Origin of the sequence: Streptomyces nanshensis, assembly GCF_001751255.1 — a bacterium.
Lineage (GTDB): Bacteria > Actinomycetota > Actinomycetes > Streptomycetales > Streptomycetaceae > Streptomyces > Streptomyces nanshensis_A.
Map to the genome: position 1 here is coordinate 1 of NZ_LJGW01000260.1, position 17102 is coordinate 17102.

The 17102-nt window shown below is 62.6% G+C and carries 14 protein-coding genes; 8 read left to right on the forward strand and 6 right to left on the reverse strand.

Translation table 11 applies throughout. The features are described 5' to 3' along the window. Positions 1-58 precede the first annotated feature (58 nt). Positions 59-1066: an esterase/lipase family protein gene (locus tag AN218_RS15440; RefSeq protein ID WP_244900465.1), complete on the reverse strand. Its 1008-nt coding sequence runs from the start codon at positions 1064-1066 to the stop codon at positions 59-61. 273 nt (positions 1067-1339) lie between these two features. On the opposite strand from AN218_RS15440, the gene AN218_RS15445 reads away from it, so the two are divergent. The 3 genes from AN218_RS15445 to AN218_RS15455 all read left to right on the forward strand — a co-directional run bounded on the left by AN218_RS15445 (position 1340) and on the right by AN218_RS15455 (position 4113). Continuing rightward, positions 1340-2227: an RNA methyltransferase gene (locus AN218_RS15445; RefSeq protein WP_070017463.1), complete on the forward strand. Its 888-nt coding sequence runs from the start codon at positions 1340-1342 to the stop codon at positions 2225-2227. A gap of 68 nt (positions 2228-2295) precedes the next feature. Beyond that, positions 2296-2760 carry a pyridoxamine 5'-phosphate oxidase family protein gene (locus AN218_RS15450; RefSeq protein ID WP_070017464.1) on the forward strand — a complete coding sequence of 155 codons (465 nt, stop codon included), beginning with the start codon at positions 2296-2298 and terminating at the stop codon, positions 2758-2760. Between the two features lie 426 nt (positions 2761-3186). Continuing rightward, on the forward strand, positions 3187-4113 hold the full coding sequence (locus AN218_RS15455; protein ID WP_070017465.1) for a phosphotransferase family protein: 927 nt from the start codon (positions 3187-3189) through the stop codon (positions 4111-4113). Positions 4114-4122: 9 nt separating this feature from the next. Here AN218_RS15455 and AN218_RS15460 read toward each other — a convergent pair whose 3' ends face one another. Further along, positions 4123-5376 carry an NsdA family TPR-like regulatory protein gene (locus AN218_RS15460; protein ID WP_171908689.1) on the reverse strand — a complete coding sequence of 418 codons (1254 nt, stop codon included), beginning with the start codon at positions 5374-5376 and terminating at the stop codon, positions 4123-4125. A gap of 391 nt (positions 5377-5767) precedes the next feature. On the opposite strand from AN218_RS15460, the gene AN218_RS15465 reads away from it, so the two are divergent. The 3 genes from AN218_RS15465 to AN218_RS34515 are packed head-to-tail and all read left to right on the forward strand — an operon-like array spanning position 5768 to position 6961. Then, a complete protein-coding gene (locus AN218_RS15465; protein WP_079132201.1) occupies positions 5768-6340 on the forward strand; it encodes a bifunctional DNA primase/polymerase in 573 nt (190 codons plus the stop codon). Next, positions 6330-6608: a hypothetical protein gene (locus AN218_RS15470; protein ID WP_070017468.1), complete on the forward strand. Its 279-nt coding sequence runs from the start codon at positions 6330-6332 to the stop codon at positions 6606-6608. Before AN218_RS15465 ends, AN218_RS15470 begins: the two co-directional genes overlap by 11 nt. A 14-nt stretch (positions 6609-6622) precedes the next feature. Beyond that, positions 6623-6961, forward strand: a complete 339-nt coding sequence (locus AN218_RS34515; RefSeq protein WP_338059619.1) for a hypothetical protein — start codon at positions 6623-6625, stop codon at positions 6959-6961. 336 nt (positions 6962-7297) lie between these two features. On the opposite strand, the gene AN218_RS15475 is transcribed toward AN218_RS34515, so the two are convergent. From AN218_RS15475 to AN218_RS15490, 4 genes are all read right to left on the reverse strand, one after another. Beyond that, a complete protein-coding gene (locus AN218_RS15475; RefSeq protein ID WP_079100049.1) occupies positions 7298-8356 on the reverse strand; it encodes a YaaC family protein in 1059 nt (352 codons plus the stop codon). Positions 8357-8405: 49 nt separating this feature from the next. Next, complete coding sequence (locus AN218_RS15480; protein WP_070017469.1) at positions 8406-9278, reverse strand: ETEC_3214 domain-containing protein; 873 nt, start codon at positions 9276-9278, stop codon at positions 8406-8408. Between the two features lie 324 nt (positions 9279-9602). Beyond that, entirely contained in the window at positions 9603-10304 is a 702-nt protein-coding gene (locus AN218_RS15485; RefSeq protein ID WP_070017470.1) for a restriction endonuclease, read from the reverse strand. Next, positions 10301-10651: a hypothetical protein gene (locus AN218_RS15490; protein WP_070017471.1), complete on the reverse strand. Its 351-nt coding sequence runs from the start codon at positions 10649-10651 to the stop codon at positions 10301-10303. The genes AN218_RS15485 and AN218_RS15490 overlap by 4 nt, the downstream gene beginning before the upstream one ends. 250 nt (positions 10652-10901) lie before the next feature. Here AN218_RS15490 and AN218_RS15495 point away from each other — a divergent pair, with 250 nt between their 5' ends. Beyond that, positions 10902-11354, forward strand: coding sequence for a lamin tail domain-containing protein (locus tag AN218_RS15495; RefSeq protein ID WP_070017472.1), 453 nt, complete (start codon positions 10902-10904; stop codon positions 11352-11354). Between the two features lie 1026 nt (positions 11355-12380). Then, positions 12381-16832: an NACHT domain-containing protein gene (locus AN218_RS15500; protein WP_070017474.1), complete on the forward strand. Its 4452-nt coding sequence runs from the start codon at positions 12381-12383 to the stop codon at positions 16830-16832. The last annotated feature ends 270 nt before the right edge of the window (positions 16833-17102 follow it).

A 17102-nucleotide genomic window follows, 5' to 3' on the forward strand; every position in this document is an offset into this window, starting at 1 on the left:
GGACCCCTCTCGCACGGGAGAGGGGTCCGGCGCCGCGTTGTTCTGCGCGCTCCTCCGGTCAGGAAGAGCAGGTCGTGGGCTCGGCGTTGGCCGGGTCGAGGGCGTTGGCCGCCTCGTGGAAGGCCAGCTTGTCGGCGAGGCCGACGGCCAGATGCTCGGAGATGTCGGCCGGGCACAGATCCTGGAGCACGACGTTCTTCACGTCCGGGCCGTCCAGGAACTGCGACTTGTAGGGCGTGACGACCTCGTCGTGCTTCGTCGCGATGACGGTGTACTTCACACCGGGCAGGGTGTCGCCGCCCTCGTTGAGGCGCTTGATGAAGTCCGAGCCCTCCTTCTGCTGCATCAGCGACGGGGCCAGCCCCTCCACCGCGTCCCCGAGACCGGGGATCTGGTCGACGAGCTTGGTCAGTCCGCTCAGCGTCGTGCCGTGGTTGCTCGGCGCGATGCCGACGAGGGCGTTCACCTTCTGCGCACCGTCGAGGAACTTCATGTAGTAGCGGGGCATCATGCCGCCCTGCGAGTGGCCGACGATGTCGACCTTGTCCTTGCCCGTCGCGTCCAGGACCTTGTCCACGAACGTGTCCAGCTCCCCGGCGGAGTCCTCGATGGGACCGAGGCCGTACAGCAGCGGAATGCCGTTGTACTTGCCGTAGTCGAGGGAGAAGACGCAGTAGCCGCGCTCCTTCAAGTAGGGCGCCAGACCGAGCCAGTTGTCGACGGCGTTGCCTCCCGTGCCGTGCACGAGCACGACGGGACGCGGGTGTTCCTCCGAGGGCTTGCAGTCGTAGTCGTTCCAGCCGCCCTCCGCGTCCGCGGACGCGGACTTGTCGTCGAGCGCCGCGTGTCCGGCGGCGCGGAGAGCGGCGGGCACATGGGCCGAGACACCGGACGGTGCACGGGAGTCGGGGGCCTTGGAGGCCGGGGCGTCCTTTCCGGACGCGGCGGCCTCCGACGGTGAGGCCTCCGCTGTCGAGGCGCCCGCGGTGAGGGGGAGCGTCGCCATGACGATCGCCGCCGCGGCGGCGAGGGCGGGGGTGGCAGGGTGCTTCCAGGACAGTTTCACTGCCGTCTCCTCGTGGGGGTGAGGGGAGGGTTGCCGTGACGCCTCACTCGCCGTATGACGCGCGAATGACGAGTGCTGTGTGGGGGGTTGTGGGGGTTCGGGCAGCACTCTGGTGGCTACGACGAGTGAGGCAGGCCACATTTGTCGAAGCCACGTCAATTAACGCAGCGGTAACTTGGCAGGGCCATAACCGTGCTTGTGAAGATTCGGTGACCGTCCCGGCGCCGTGTAGGCTGCCGCGGCGGCACGGCGTCAGGAGCAGGAGGAAGTCCGGTGGTTCAGCAGGTCACCTCCCGCAACTCCCGCTTCCAGCAGTGGAGTTCGTTGCTGACCAATCGCAACAAGCGGCAGCGCGCACGGGAGTTCCTCGTCCAGGGAGTCCGTCCCGTGACGGTCGCCGTCGAACGCGGCTGGCCCGTACGGGTGTTGATCCACACCACGCGGCGTCCGCTCTCCCGCTGGGCGGAAGGGATCCTGCGCGAGGTGCGCGCCGAACGCGTCGCCATGGACCCCGCCCTCCTCGCCGAACTCGGCGGCAAGGACGAGTCCGCGCCCGAACTCGTCGCGGTGGTCGAGATGCCGGAGGACGACCTCTCCCGCATCGCCCTCTCCCCTGCCGGTCTCTCCCGTACCGCTGCCTCCCCTGCGGACCCCTTCCTCGGGGTGCTCTTCGACCGTCCCTCCGGCCCCGGGAACATCGGCACGGTCATCCGCTCCGCGGACGCCTTCGGCGCCGACGGCGTGATCGTGACCGGGCACGCCGCCGACGTCTACGACCCCAAGTCGGTGCGGGCCAGCACCGGTTCGCTCTTCGCGCTGCCCACGGTGCGGGTGCCCTCGCACCGCGAGGTCGTCGCCTGGCTGGAGCGGCACCGGGAGCGCGGAGCGCCGGTCGCCCTCGTAGGCACGGACGAGGAGGGCGAGACCGACCTCTTCGACTTCGACCTGACGGGCCCCGTACTGCTGCTCGTCGGGAACGAGACCAAGGGCCTGAGCGCCGCCTGGCGCGAGCTGTGCGACCACACGGTGCGCATCCCGATGGCGGGCTCCGCCAGCTCCCTCAACGCGGCCGGCGCCACCACCGCCGTCCTCTACGAGGTCTCCCGCCAGCGCCTCGCCGCCCGCCGGGGCGGAGAAGCCCGTACGGCCCGTACGGAGTGACCGGACTCCGTACGGAGTGCTCCGGGACCCGTACGGAATGACCGGCGGGCCGCGGAGGTTGCCACGTCATGACCCGACCTCCCGGACCTCGCGTCCTCACCGACGAAGCCCTCTCGGAGCTGCTGGGCGCCCGGCACTTCAGCGTCCTGGCCACCAACCGGCGCGACGGGCACCCGCATCTGACGACGATGGTCCACGGCTGGGACCCGCAGACCCGGACCGTGCGCTTCTTCACCACCGCCGACCGCGTGAAGGCCGGGCATCTGCGGCGCGATCCGCGCGCGGCCGTGCACGTACAGGGCGACGACGTGTGGTCCTTCGCCGTCGCGGAGGGCGAGGCGGAGGTCTCCGAGGCCACCGCCGTGCCCGGCGACGCCGTCGGCCGGGAGGTGCTCGCGATGCTTCCGGAGCCGATGCGGCCCGCGCCCGAGGACGAACGCGCCTTCCTGGAACGGCTGGTGGAGGAGCGCCGGGTGGTGATCCGGCTGCGGGTACGGCGGTTGTACGGGACGGCGCTCGACGTCGACGGCTAGGGTCTGTCTGACAAAGGGCGTCGTGCGCAGTCTGGCGTGGGCGGCGGTGTCTGGTGCGTGCGGTCGCAAGGCGGAGGAGGAGAGCGCAGCGGGCTGCGCCGACGATCGACAACGCAACGAACGTGCGTGCCAGGCGCCGCCGCCCAGACGAGATTTGTCAGACAGACCCTAGGCGCGACGTCCCGTCCGGTGCGCGTGCCCTGGCACGCACGCCCGCTGCGACGGCGCCACGGATGCTCCGCAAAAACGCGTTGGCGGGCGAAGGCGGCCGCTGCTACGTTTCCGGAGGCCGGGGAAGCCGTTGGGGGCACATGGCCGTTGACCTGCGGTGCAGCCGCGCCCGAGCCTTGCTGTAGGCGAGATCATTACGTCCCTATGACGTGGGCGCCCTGTCACCCGTCTCTTGAGGCAAGTAGCGTCGACTGCATGGTCTCAGGCGAAGGCGAGTCCCAGAGCGGGGCGGGGGAGTTCACTGCGGAGAGCGCGGGGGTCGTCCTCCGTGAAGCCTGCGCTGTGGCCGGGTTCGAGTCCTCGGAGGCGGAGTTGCTGCGCCTTGGCTCCAACGCCGTATATCGCCTGGCCCACGTCCCCGTAGTCGTACGCATCGCCCGCGATCCGGCCAGCATGGAAAGCATGACGCACGCTGTACGGGTGGCGCGCTGGCTGGAAGGGGAAGGCTTTCCCGCCACACGCGTCGTCTCCGGGGTCGAGCAGCCGGCGCTCATCGGTGGCCGTGTCGTGACGTACTGGGAGAATGCTCAGGACACTCTGGAGTACGCGAGTCTGGACGAACTCGGGGACCTACTCCGCTGGTTGCACTGGCTGGAGGAGCCGGAGGATCTGCGCCTGCCGTACTTCGATCCCTTCGCCAAGGTCTGGCACGGGCTGGGCTTGCTCGACGGCGTAGGCGACGATGACCGGACCTTCTTGGAAGAGCGCGCAGAGAAGCTGCGCAAGGACTACGACCAACTGGACTTCGTGCTCCCCTTCGGGATGATTCACGGAGACGCCAATGTCGGCAACGCGCTGCGGGACCAGGACGGGCGCGCGCTCCTCATCGACTTGGACGGCGCCTGCCTCGCGCAACGTGAATGGGACCTGATCCTCACTGCGCTCTATTACGACCGCTTCGGTTGGCACACTCGGAGCGAGTACGAGTCCTTCGTACATCACTACGGCTTCGACATCATGAACTGGCCCGGCTACCCGGTCCTGGCCGACCTCCGCGAATTCATGATGACGCTCTGGCTCGGCCAACAGGTCAGCACAAGTGAGCGCTCAGCGGAGGAGTTTGCACGCCGCGTGCATGACATCCGTACGGGCGGAAGCCGTCGGGACTGGCAGCCGTTCTGAGAGCCAGTCTCAGTACGGGAGTTTCACTTCGCGGGCGTCCTGCCACAAACGGTGCTCCGCGGCCTGCTCATGGAAGTCCCGGACGGGCGCGGCGTTGCCCAACTGCTTGAGGTTTTCGCGGAATTCGGCGAGGTAGCCGGCGCAACGCTTCGACTTGAGCTGAGTCCCCATGTCGAGGGCGTCCAACGCGATGGTGCACGCCTCCTCCGCTTCTCCGGCTGCCAGGTGTGCATCCGCGAGAACCATCGTGGCAAAGAAGTCGCTACGTACGTGGCTACCGCTCATGGCGTTCTCAGCTTGGCTGACCGCCTTTTGCGCCTTCCCGATGTCCCGGAAACAGTGGGCCGCTTCAGCCGCGAGTTCGGCTTGGTCAAAGTAGGTGATCCACTCCGGCTCGTCGTCGTTGTTCACGCTTTCCAGCAGCCTCGCTGCTTCGGCCAGAGCCGTTTCACAACCACGAGCATCACCTGAGCGCGCGAGGGCTCGGGCCTCCATGGCGTGGAACTGGGCCATCAGCGTCGGCGTCGCCACGCCAGCGATGCCCATGCGAGCTGCACGCGCGAGTGTCGCGGCTTCGACGAAGTTGCCGATGAATGTGGCCTGGTGACTCATCGCCGAAAGGATGCTCCCGGCAAGTCGACGGTCATCCCCGTCCTGCGCGAGCCTGAGCGCCTGGAGGAAGTACCGCTGTGCCAATCCGTGGTGACAGGTGTCGTACGACATCCAGGCGGCCAGCAGTGTCGACTCAGCGACGGTGGAGAACAACGCGCGGCCAACCGCTTCCGTGTACTGCCCTGTGAGCAACGGGGCCACATCGCGGCTGAGGTACTGGATGACTGCCTGCCGCCCGTGATCTCCGCCGAACCGGTCGTCCATATCCGCGAACATGTCGCTCGTGGACTTGACCGCGTCCACATCGGCGAGCCCGACTCGTAGAGACCCTTCCGGAGACGAGGTCGGAAAGGAAGGCTCGGGAGCCACAAGCCAACGAAGAGAAGCCTCGCTCCAAGCTGGCTGCGACGCTTCCGAAAGAAGCAGCGGCTCGTACCCGTGCAGATCAGCACGCCAAAGCTGGTCGACTGACCGGAACGCATCCTCCGGGGTCGGGGGATAGCGGACGTCCAACAACTGGGCGTCCTGGGCGAGTAGATGTCCAAGCCCCAACTCGACTGGCGACTTTCCCAACGCCTCGCACACCAGGGGCCCGTAGAAGTCATCCGGGACGCTGTGCCCGTTCTCCCAGCTGGCGATTCGGCGCTTCACGCTCGCATCGCCCGGTAGCTGGTCACCTTTACGCGCGGCGGCTCGCCGCATCTCCGCGATGAGGCGCCCTTGGCCCCAGCCCAATTGCTTTCGGGCGATGCGCAGTTCATTCACGGCAAGCCGGGCGGGCTGGTCCTGATCCGTAGCAACCGCCTCCCCGTACTGCCCTGATGACTCACCCGTCTGACGGTAAAGACCTCACGCACTGGTGTCTTCCCCTTGTTCACAACCGGCCACTCAATCGGGAAGTGACGTGCCGGGACGCGCTGTTGCAGGGCGCGTCACCCCACGTCACCTCTCGTCATCTCCCCAGCTCATGGGCGTCCACCGGAAGGTGGTCGTGCGGCGGCCAACCCGTGGTCGTCGCCAACTGAGGTGAGACGACGTGCAGATGATGAGCAAGCGCGGCATCCAATGGCTGTCCGCCTCCGCGGACGACCCTGAGGCGTGCCGTGAGCACTGGGCCGCTGATCCGCGTGCACCGTACGCGCTGTCGGCCGGCCGCTACTTCGATGTGGTCTCGGTCGCTCAGCGAGTCGGACTGGAGACCTTCGAGCAGCTGACGCGCCACAACATGCCCATGGGTCCAGTCATGATGGACCGCTCAGCGCGGCGAATCGGCTTCTTCCTGCCGTCCGGCCAGCGTGAGCGCTTCGCTCGCATGGTGGTGAACGAGACGAGCGATGCCCTCTCTTACCGCTACTTGGACGAAGGCTCGGTGATCGTCGCCCCTGGACCCATGCCGCTCAGCACCGACCGGCACGCCTGGCTTCGTGCTCCGGCGCGTCGACCGGAAGCTACACCCGCGCGAGTCGCGGCACTTGCGGCGATGCTCGTGGCTACATCCGCTCTGCTCGACCGCGCCGAGCAGTACGAGCGCGAGCGCGTAGACCTTGAAGCGATGCCCGTCGACCCGCAAGCGCAACTGGACCTCGTGTCGCCGGAGGCAGCTCATGAACTCTGAGCAGGGCTTCCCGGACGACGCGAACTGGTCACCGCTGGACAGCAGTGAATGGTACGCCGCGCGTCATGCGATGGCGGCACTGCGTGACGTCCTCATTGCAGCCGGCATGGAACGCGACTTCCCCTACCTGCGCGCCGACTTGAACGCTTTCGGGCACGGAATGATCGAGCTCGGCCGCATCGCGCCCCAGACCGCAGAACGTCTCGCAGAGCTGCTTCGGCTGGCTCTGGAGTGCTCAAGCGACGTGCGCACCACTGAGGGGCCGTAGGAACGATGCGAGCGGTGAACGAGGTGAACGGAATGACAGGCAGGCGAGACGTGTGCGCCCCGAGCGCTGACGACTTGCAATCGGATGTGCCCTACGTACGCGGCTGGATGGAAGGCCGTCGCGGTGCTGACGCGTTGGCTGAAGCCCTTCGAGCTCTGGGTCTGGAAACCGATGTGCCGGGCCTACGAGCAGACGTCAATGTGCGCGGCGACGGAATCGTCTGCCTCGGTGAAGTTCGCCCGGCAGCAGCGGAATTGCTGACCCGCGCCCTGATGGCCGGCCTGTCCATCGAAATGGCTCGTAACGTCGCCCGTCCGCCGAGCAGTTTCCCGCCCGACGCTCCCGCAGGGTGACCGCCCCGAAAACCGCCCCCTACACTCGGCCCGGCCCGTTCTTGCCAACGACCGGTGTACGGGGCCTCTTCATGTCTGCGGCATGCTGTGCCTTGATGTCACTCGCCCTGGCGAACGAGGCGACAAGTGCCAACGAGAACCCGCCACATACGATCTGCGATTGACGCTGCTGCGTCGTGGGGCCTGCCGTTCGTCGAGACCGGCGCCCCAGCGCCGCAGCTCGAACGACGGCTGACCCCGGGGCTAGTAGTCCAGCAGCGGTTCACTATCTGACCAGGCCAGGTAACGAACCGCTGCTGGAGTACTAGCGGTGGGGGCGGCGGAGCTATTGGGTTGTCAGGCCGTCACCTCGTCGATAGCAGCAAGGATCAGCTCCGGCACGGTGGCGAGAGCACTGTCCAGGAGGTATTCGATCGCTACAGAGTCTTTGCTCCGATTCACATCAATTTGCATCGTCCACTGCCCCGGTTGATAGCGAGCGAGCATCGAAAGGGCGAAGAGTACCGCCCACCAGGCCAGCAAGGGGTGAAGCTGACGGTCGTCACCGCCGAGTCTTGCGTGGATCGCCCGTTCGGAGTCCGTCAGGCTGCGCCCCTTCCATGGGGCAATTTCGTCAAACTTGCGTTCCGCGACGTCCTCGCCATGTCCAACATCCCAAATGAGCCGACAGCCGATGGTGCCTTGCCGCTCATTCCAGCTCTCTGGCCCGCTATCGGGGATGGCGCCAGTCGACCGGAAGCGGTAACCCTTCAACGCCGGATAGTCAGAAAGCCACGCGCTCAGGGCCTGTTCGCGGTCCGTAGGGTCCTCGTGGTTTTGAAGATCGCCGGGCAAACCGGAGACCATGGCCTGCAGGGTGCTGGCGTCGACCTGGTAAGTCTCACGGTTGATTGCAAGCTGCGGATGGGTTGTCGACTGCAAGGGCCAGAGGCTGACTTCCAAGATCGCTGCCCATACGTCCGCCAGGCGTGCTTCGTCAGGCAGAGATCGCGATCCGAGTATCTCCGCGACCTGGGTGAACGACTCGGCTCCCGCTTTCCCTTTGTCCTTCACGATTACCGAGCCCACGTCTGACTGATCCAATTGAGTGGCAGATATGCCATGACCGTTCAGGCGACACTTGTCGTTGGGGACTGGGGCGCACGCCGCGATGGCTCTACCTGCCTGGCTCAGCCCGTAGAAGAGCACGAGAGGCCTAGAAGCTGGCCCCACTGTGGCAGCTGCGGTGAATAGTTGTTCCGACTGCTCCAGCGATGCGCTGAAAAGCCTGTGGCGCCAACTGCTACTACTCGCATCGCCGGGCGGGGCAGCACGAAGTTCCCGCAGCGCCCTCCATACTGCTGCTGTTGGGGGGTAAGTCTGGTCACGATACGTAGGGTACGGCCTGCGAACCATCTCCCCATCGTGCCAGCACGCATTGCCCAGGATTCGGCCGGGCCGACCATCACTCTGCGCTGCTTTTTGGCTCGCGCAGGCGCGCTTCGGCGAATCGGGCGTTCCAGCGCAGCCGAGTGAGGCGCGCCCGCAGGCCGTATTCGGGCTCGACGAGGATGACGCGACCGATCTCCGGGCCTACAGCCGAAGGGAGGATGGATTCGAGGCGGAGGGCGCTCCCGCCCGCGATGAGGACGGAGTTGATCCGGGCCAGCGCTCGGTAGCACTCGATCTGGGAAGGTTCCTCGCTCTCCACCGAGTTGGCGCCAAGACCGACGGGTGCAGTGGAGGGGTGTCCGGCATCGGAGACTCCCACTACCCAGGTCCGGTAGCCGCCAGGGCGGCCGAAGTAGTGAGACTCGGAGTAGGAGTACTGCTGGGCACCGACGGCCCAGAGGGGAGGGCCGTCTACCTCGGAGTGAGGTAGGGAGGAGAGGCGCGACCGGCCCAGGCGGATGACGTGCTCGGTGCCGATTCGGATGGCCGGACGGAAGATCCTGCTGCGGGTTGTGAGGCTGTACAGCGCGACCTCGTCGTCCTCTGTGCACCATGTGGTTAGGTAAGCCATCCTGCCCAGCGGCCAGGTGCGGACGGTCATCTCCTGCTCGGCGATGCTGATTCCTGCGCCCTCGAGCTCCGGGGCGTCGACGAACTGCTCGACGCTCCGCTTGTACTGCCAGGCAGACTCGCCGAACAGCTCCTTGACGTACTCGTGCCGGACATGCGGAGCCAACTTTCGGTAGTTCCTGACGAACAGCGCTCGCTTGCCGATTGTGCTGCGCCACCATCCGCGCAGCGTGTTGTAGAGGGCGACGTAGGCGCCCAACGCCGCGGCGATCATCCAGACATTGATCTTGGTGTCAACGGTCGGTATCCAGTGCACAGCAGCATCCTGCCGCACTGTTGGATCCTGGCGGTGCGAGCCGCTAGGACGCGGTGGACCACGGACTGGGCTGGGTTTGTGCGGCTACTGGCCGGTGATGACGAGGCGTCCGTGGCTGCAGACCGTGTGCACCCAGAGGGGTCGCAACCGTCCTCGGCTGGTGTGGCTCGAACTGGCCTCTGGGGTCCCATGGGGGCCGCAGTCGCTTGGACAACGGCCCGTTGGCCTCCGCCGTGAACTTCTCGCCAGGTGCGTCGATCAGGCTGCAACTAGGCGTGCGGGCCGAGAGAAAGCACAATGTCGAATCGCACAACACTGGTGACGCTAACGCAATGTGGTTGACCTGCCCGGAGGTGGCACTGCTCGCAGAAGGTCCCACAGCGGTCGTCCGCTTGCAGCCCACTCACCGAGCACGTTGCGGTCGACCAGGTGCAGCCGTTGAGACTTGGCCAGTGGGGGACAGCCGGAGGTGAACCGGCCGTTCGTGACCAGTACTACGACGTCCGCGCCGTGGAGTTGACGGGCAGTGCCGTTCAGTACATGCAGGTCGGGGGTTCCGATCGGGGAGCCGGCCCAGCCCTTCCGACGGTGCTTCGCTTGAATCACCCAGCGGCGACCGAAGGGGTCAGTGGCCTTCACGTCTGCGCCGTTGTCGCCCGCACCACCGACCTGCACTGCGTCAGTGCAGCCGTCCCGTTTCATCAGGTCCCGTATGGCATGCTCGAACTCCCGGTGATGCAGCGAGTCCAGATGGCTGATCGCGTACCGGAGGCCGCGGGCTCGAACCTGCTCCCACTGTGCCTTCTGCTGCCGCTGGTGATGCCAACCGCCGAGCACTGCCGCGCCGACGACGATGGCCACCAGGAGCATCCAGGGATGCTCACGGATCCAGTTGACCACCGCGACGAACAGCGTGATGGCCGCGACAGCCGCCACGCCAAAGGCGATCACCTGTGCCTCGGCCCTCTGTTGCCGCCTGCTCCTACGCCGGATGCGGCGCCGTTGCGGTGGCCGGCGGCGGCTCATCGCCCGCTGCCGATGGTCTGGAAGTGGATCGGGTACGACACGGATCGCTGCGTGGCAGGCTTCCGTTCCGCCTTTGGGAAACGGATCGGGTAGGTCGCCGGCTTCTGAGACTGCGGCTTCACTGCCTGACCGCTGTCACTGAACCTGATCGGATAGGTCGCTGTCTTCTCGGGCCGCTGCGGCTGCTGGCTGTCAGCTGCCGTGCTGGTGGCGCCGTTGCCTATGCCGATGATCGTCATAGCCGCCACGGCAAATAACGCCATCTCGTGACGCGCTCCCGCTGCCCACCGATAGTGCCCGCGAACGCGGGTTCCGTCTGCCCTCACATAGTCCTCGATGTATGGCATGGCTGCCTCTCCTCCGTGACTTGATGCCGAACTGCTATGAAAGCAGCGGGCACTGACAAGCAGTCATGAACTGATCACGACGAGTGAAGCCAGTGAGGTCCATGCGAGAGATGGGCTCAGTGTGCCGGATTGTGCAGCCGGGCTGTTTGTACCGGTTTTGTAACTGGAGTTCCGTACACCCGAGTTGACCTTATTGTTAGGCATCTATCGGACCCTGTGGGGGAGTTCGGCCCGAACATCAAGGACGCACATGCCCAAGATCCGCACCGCTGCCGCCACCGCCGCCATGGCCTGCCTGGCCGGGCTTGCCCTCGCCCCTTCACAGGCCCAAGCCGCCGGCACGGTCCACATCTACAAGGTGTACTACGACAGCCCCGGCAGTGACCGGGGCGGCAGCAGCAGCCTGAACGCCGAGTACGTGCAGATCAAGAACAGCACTGGTTCAGCGTTCCAGATGCAGGGTCACAAGCTGAAGGACTCGAGCGGGCACGCGTACGTCTTCCCCTCCTATCGGATCAGTGCGGGCAAGACCTTGAAGGTCCACACAGGCAAGGGCACCAAGTCCGCTGGCCACCTCTACATGGGCCGTTCCGCGTACGTGTGGAACAACGACAAGGACAAGGCCAGCATGTACAAGCCCACCGGCGCTCTGCGGGACTCCTGCTCCTACAACTCCACCCGTGCCGACTACAAGATGTGCTGAGCCGCCCCACGAGCGTAGGAGCACTGGTTTCTGAAGAAGGGTGAGAGAGCCGCCGTCTGCTTGGGCGGCGGCTTCGCCAATCCCGCACAGCGTTCCAATGCAGAGGGCTCGCATGCCGGCGCCCTGGTGAGTTCTCCGGGCTTCGGCATAGCCGTACCAGTGTCGCAGACGGGTGGAGGTGGCCTGCGCCGGAGCGGGGTGGGGCCGGTCACCATCCGGCATCGTCTGTCAGCGGTGGCCAACCTTGCACGGCCCAGAGACGGCCCGGGTGCGAAAAGTAGCTGTCCTGCCGCAGCCTTGGGGACGGCAAGCTCGATGCTGTCGGCGAAGGTGTCCCGCTCCCGGTTCCGGCTCCTCACTGACCTTAGTGCCCTTCCCGTACTCAACTCCGCAGGTGGCATCGGCTGTCGGGGACAGAGCCCGGTAGTCGCCTCATCGACTACGTCCGCAGCACATTCACTTCGACTAGAATGTCGCAATTGGTGTCTTTGAAGAGCTCCGGGCTGTGCTCCAAGATCACAAGGTCCACCCGGCTGAGGAGGGGGCTGTGCAACCTAGGGATCGTCTTACTCTCGTTGCAGCAGTGGCAGAGCTAGCTGTGCTGAGTGCGCTTGAACTCGCCGGAGGCCGGATCATTAGACGGGCCGAGCGGTCTCTAAGAGGGCCGTTGAAGGCATTCAAACCAATCGCGGTGCATGTGCAGCAGCCCGTCGCAGAGGCCGAACTCGACCGAATCCTCCCAGCCGATGCCTGGGCGGTCCCCCGCGCGGCCGGCCTCCCGGAGGCCCTGATCGAAGCGCTTGACAAGCATGCGCGAATACTTCTCGTGGCTGGACTTGAATTTTGCCGTGAGGACCTACTCCTCACGCTTTCCCGCCTTCCTATTGGAAAGATCCACCTCCCATGGGGCTTGTCCACATTCGAAAGCCATGGTGATGAATCGACTCAATTCTAAACGAAGTTCTTCTCGCTCGCCTAACGCACTAATTCAAAACTGTTGGATGAAATCCCGAAAGGAAAGAACGATTGAGCCCACGAGCTGGAGGAGAAGCTGACAAGTTTGGCAACCGCTATGAGGGCGTCTGGACGGTACGACATTTATTGTACGTGCTACTCGGATACGGGGATTCCGTCAAAGTAGAAGACATCGATGAACTAGGCAAAGGCGCCGAGTTTACTTATCGCCGTGGCAACACTGTCGAAGTGCATCAGGTCAAACGGCAAAACGGGAACGCCAACAGCTGGAATGTAAAATCTCTCAAAAAGCTAGGAATTTGGGAGAATGCCAAGTATCACATTGATCGGGGCCGCGAATTCCACTTCGTTTCGGTTGTATCCACCCGTTCCATCCAAGAGCTTACCGACAGAGCGAGAAGTGCAGACAGTCTTGCGGAGTTCATCAGCGATCGACTGACGCGGGATCTTAAGGTCACGTTCGATGAACTATCATCTTCAGTAGTCTATGGCTCGGCGCACGTAGCATGGAGTGTGCTACGTGGACTGTGGACCTCATGTCATGACGAAAACGAACTCGTCCGCGTAAATTCGGTACTCGCAGAGATTCTCTTAAGTGGAGCATCTGGTCGCCTCGCCGCTGCTGGTCTGGGTGACCTTATTGACAATAGTCTAGGCTCCACTCTTGATGAGACAGCCATCCATTCTCGTCTTGAGCAGTATGACCTCCAGCGCTCGCCAACCTTCTCCGACAGATCGGTTCTAGGAAAGGTTAAAGCTGCAACTGCGACATGGGCTGATAGTATCGAGCGGGAGCTCCTGCACCCCGTTATCAAACGTTCCGAGGCGGACAAGGTAATCGATCTTGTCGGGGCTGAGTCTGAGAAGCTCACTCTCCTAATGGGTGCTGCAGGATGCGGTAAGAGCGCTACTCTCCACCAAGTCATTCAGAGACTACGTGAACAAGAAATTCCGGTACTGGGGTTTCGGTTGGATCGACTTGAGCCTTTCACGACGACACGTGAATTGGGCAGCCGCGTCGGATTGGACATGTCGCCCGTAGCAGCTCTCGCCACCGTTGCCCACGAACAATCGTCTGTTCTAATTATCGATCAACTCGATGCCGTAAGCCTTGTATCGGGACGCATGCCTAGAAACTTCGATGCAGTCGCTGATCTAGTACGTGAAGCATCGGCATTTCCGAGGATGCAGGTATTACTGGCTTGCAGAAAGTTTGATGTAGAAAACGATCATCGGATTCGCATGCTGGTTGATGCGGAGCGATGTGAAAACGTCGAAGTGCAAGAACTCACAGAATCCGAAGTCGACGAGGCGTTGGCGGCTATGGGCCTCGACGTTGCGACTTTAAGTGGTCGACAGAGGAAGTTGCTTCGATCACCCCTCCACCTGGTGCTCCTTAGAGGTTTTGCTGATGATCCAGGGCTACTAGAATTCCAGACGCCTCAAAATCTTTTTGACGCTTTCTGGCAGCGCAAGCTAAGGGACTGCGTTCAAAGGCGCGAAACGGTTCGCTTCCACAAAGTTGTCTCAACAATCGCAGAGGCAATTAGTGACCGCCAGCGACTATCCGTTCCTATCACGGTCCTTGATAGGTTGGATCTAAGTGTAGACGCTGACGTACTTGTGTCGGAGCGCGTGTTGGTGCGAGATGGACAGGAAATTGCATTTTTTCATGAGTCGTTTTTCGACTACACCTTCGCAAGAGGGTGGGTCGATCGCAACCAATCTCTTGAAGAATTCCTGACATCTGGAGAACAAGAACTCTTTCGGCGCGCCCAAGTGCGCCAAATCTTGAGCCACTTGCGGGAACTGGAACCCGATCGATTTTCAGAGGAGGTGGAGGAAACTCTCACAAGCCCGAATGTGCGCTTTCATGTCAAGGATATGATCCTTAGCCTGCTGCACGCACTTACTCTGCCGACGGCACGTGAGTGGGAAATGATTGCTGCTGTGCTAGAAACCCACCCCTCGTTCGAGCAAAGACTCTGGCGCTCTCTTCGCACAGGGCCGTGGTTTGAATGCCTTGATAGGGCAGGCATTGTCGAGGAGTGGCTATCAGGAAGTAGCGACGTCGAGAAGCACAGGGCAGTAGAGATAATGGCAGGAGCTACATCGTCAAGCCCCGATCGATTGGCTGAAATTCTCCGGCATCACAGGACTGAGAGCAGCTTCGCGAACTGGCTTCGATGGATTGTCCGTTTTGCTGATCTGCATGCGAGCCGCGCACTTTTTGAACTGCTTCTAGCTGCTATTCGTACTGGTGAATACAACGATGACGTTCGCGGCGAACTGTGGTTGTCGGCCCATGGTCTCGCTCACCATCAACCTGTCTGGGCAGCGGAATTGCTAGCCGCGTATCTCATCGATCGTCCTGATTCCATGGCGTTGGCGTCGAACGACAAGATTGCTGCACTTCAAAGCCGGGATCATAGCGCAAGCGAGATGGCACGGGTCGCGGCAGAGGGAGCTCCGGAGTCATTCTGCACCCTTCTCCTGCCGTATGTACTCGACGTGATGGAAGAAACTGCTTACCGTGAAGAGGACCTGCCGATTCTCGACCGACATTTTTCGAATCGCTACCCCGAGTTCAGCATGCACCATCTGGACGAGGTCATTTTCAGTGGAATTGCCTACTCCATTCGGTATCTCGTGAAGCACAGCTCCCCTGAGGCACAACCTGCTCTGGATAAGCTTGCAACAAGTCCCTACGAATCGGCACAATGGCTGTTGTACGAAGCTCTTCGTGTGGAAGGTCAGAAGTACGCAGAATGGGCAGTGGAGCTCTTGCTGGAAGGGCCTCATCGTTTCTTGAGTGGATATACATCCAATTCTGTTTGGGCTGCGCGTCAACTGATTCAAGCCGTCACCCCGTTCTGCTCTAGTGATTCGTTCGAGAAACTGGAAGCGGCGATCCTCGCCGTTCGTTTTCCGTGGGAGAGCCGTCGACCGGGCTGGTACATGTTCAATCTTCTGTCCGGGATGGATGAGTCACGCCTTTCAGTCGTCGCTAAACGACGGTTGGGTGAGTTGCGGAGAGCCGCGGGTAGTGAGCAACCGCATGAGCCTGAAGGAATCGTGGGTGGTGCTATCGCCTCTCCGATTCCTGCAGATTCTGCTAAACAAATGTCCGATGATCACTGGTTGCGCGCTATCACAAAGCATGACATAGACAAAACGAACTGGCGGGAATTTACAGGTGGCGCCCACGAGCTCTCTAGTGTGCTGCAACAGGAAGCAGAGCGTGACCCTGCCCGGTTTGCACGGTTGTCTCTCCGCCTGAGTAGTACCACGCACATGTCATATGTGACAGCGATTCTTACGGCTCTGGGGTCAGGGGAAGTGCTCGATGACCCTTCGCCAGTATTCGATTCTGTGCGCCACATTGCGACTCTCGGGCACGGTGACACGGGGCGCTGGTTTGGATTCGCTCTTCGCCCCTACTACAAATCAGTTCCTCTGGATGTCGTAGAAATTCTAGTCGATCATGCTAGGCGCTCAACGGAACCTCCCATCAGCGATCGCGCGTGGTCATCGGATGGAGAAGATAATATTGGCCGGGACGTGCACTTTACGGGAATCAATTCGGCTCGCGGTGCGTTAGTGGAAACCTTGGGGGATCTGCTCCTTTATGATTCTGATGGGAGTCGAACTTCGCTGGTTGTACCGATACTCAGCGAAATGGCCGCGGACTCTTCTCTCGGAGTTCGATCGTGTGCTGCCCACCTGATTCAGGCTTCTATGCGGCACGCGCGAGGGCCTGCGCTCGATGCGTTTTCGCATCTTGTGGCGACAGACGATGACCGTCTTTTTGCAACTGGCACGGTTATTCGTTTGATCATGCAGCTTGGATATGAAAGTCCAGAGCTAGCAAGACCGGTGATTGAGCAGAACCTTCATTCCTCGGTTCGTGAAGTTCGAAAGGCTGCTGGGCACCTCTCGGCCTTCGCTGGATTGCAGTGGGGGATGAAAGATCTGCTTGATTTCGTGGTCTCATCCAGCGATCCAGCCCGGCGTGAGGGCGCTGCACGACTATGTGCACATATGCTCCCCAATACGGAGGATGCAGCGTTTGCCCGTCAAGCGTTCGAGTCGTTCATGGATGACCCAGACGCGTCGGTGCAGAAGGCAGTGGGTGAGGTTGCTGGCGCCCTACGTGGCAAGCACCTTCGATCCGTCAAACACTCCTTGACTCGTTTGATCTCCTCGGCGTCGTTCACGGCATCGCTGCCTCAGTTGTTTATTACCTTGCAGCAAGCGCCTGATCGTGTGGACGACTTGGTATTGGAGTGCTCACGGCGGTTCATCGAGATTGAGGGTGCGGATGCTGGAGATATCAGGACCAGTGCTGCGGCCGATGCTCGATATGTCGGTGAACTTCTTATCCGGGCTTATGCTCAGGCTCTCAGAAGATCGACGAGGAGGAAGGTCTTGGATGTAATTGACCAGTTGCTGGAAATAGAAGCCTTCGGCGTCGCGGAGTTGGTTGAGAAGTCAGAACGCTGATCTGGGCCTCAGGGGCGTGAAGACATTCGGTGGAGCGGCTTTGGGCTGGAGCTGCCTTGGGGCGAGAGATCAGGGGCTCGTAAGCTTGCCGCGACTCGGGCAGTCTCCTGACCTGCCCGCAAGGGCTCGAAGTGAGCCCCTGATCTTAGAGCCTCGCCCAAGGTGGCTGCCTAAAGCCGCGGAGTCGGCGCCCAAGCCACGGTGCGCCCCTCTTCTTGTGGCTCGCGTCCGCGCGCGGGCCGGCGGCCGGGCCGGAGCGGGGCGGAGACA

Coding starts and splice junctions, on each gene's coding strand:
- AN218_RS15450 (WP_070017464.1), top strand. CDS start 2,296: ATGACCCGACCTCCCGGACCTCGCGTCCTCACCGACGAAGCCCTCTCG.
- AN218_RS15455 (WP_070017465.1), top strand. CDS start 3,187: ATGGTCTCAGGCGAAGGCGAGTCCCAGAGCGGGGCGGGGGAGTTCACT.
- AN218_RS15465 (WP_079132201.1), top strand. CDS start 5,768: ATGATGAGCAAGCGCGGCATCCAATGGCTGTCCGCCTCCGCGGACGAC.
- AN218_RS15470 (WP_070017468.1), top strand. CDS start 6,330: ATGAACTCTGAGCAGGGCTTCCCGGACGACGCGAACTGGTCACCGCTG.
- AN218_RS15475 (WP_079100049.1), bottom strand. CDS start 8,356: ATGGTTCGCAGGCCGTACCCTACGTATCGTGACCAGACTTACCCCCCA.
- AN218_RS15485 (WP_070017470.1), bottom strand. CDS start 10,304: ATGAGCCGCCGCCGGCCACCGCAACGGCGCCGCATCCGGCGTAGGAGC.
- AN218_RS15490 (WP_070017471.1), bottom strand. CDS start 10,651: ATGCCATACATCGAGGACTATGTGAGGGCAGACGGAACCCGCGTTCGC.
- AN218_RS15495 (WP_070017472.1), top strand. CDS start 10,902: ATGCCCAAGATCCGCACCGCTGCCGCCACCGCCGCCATGGCCTGCCTG.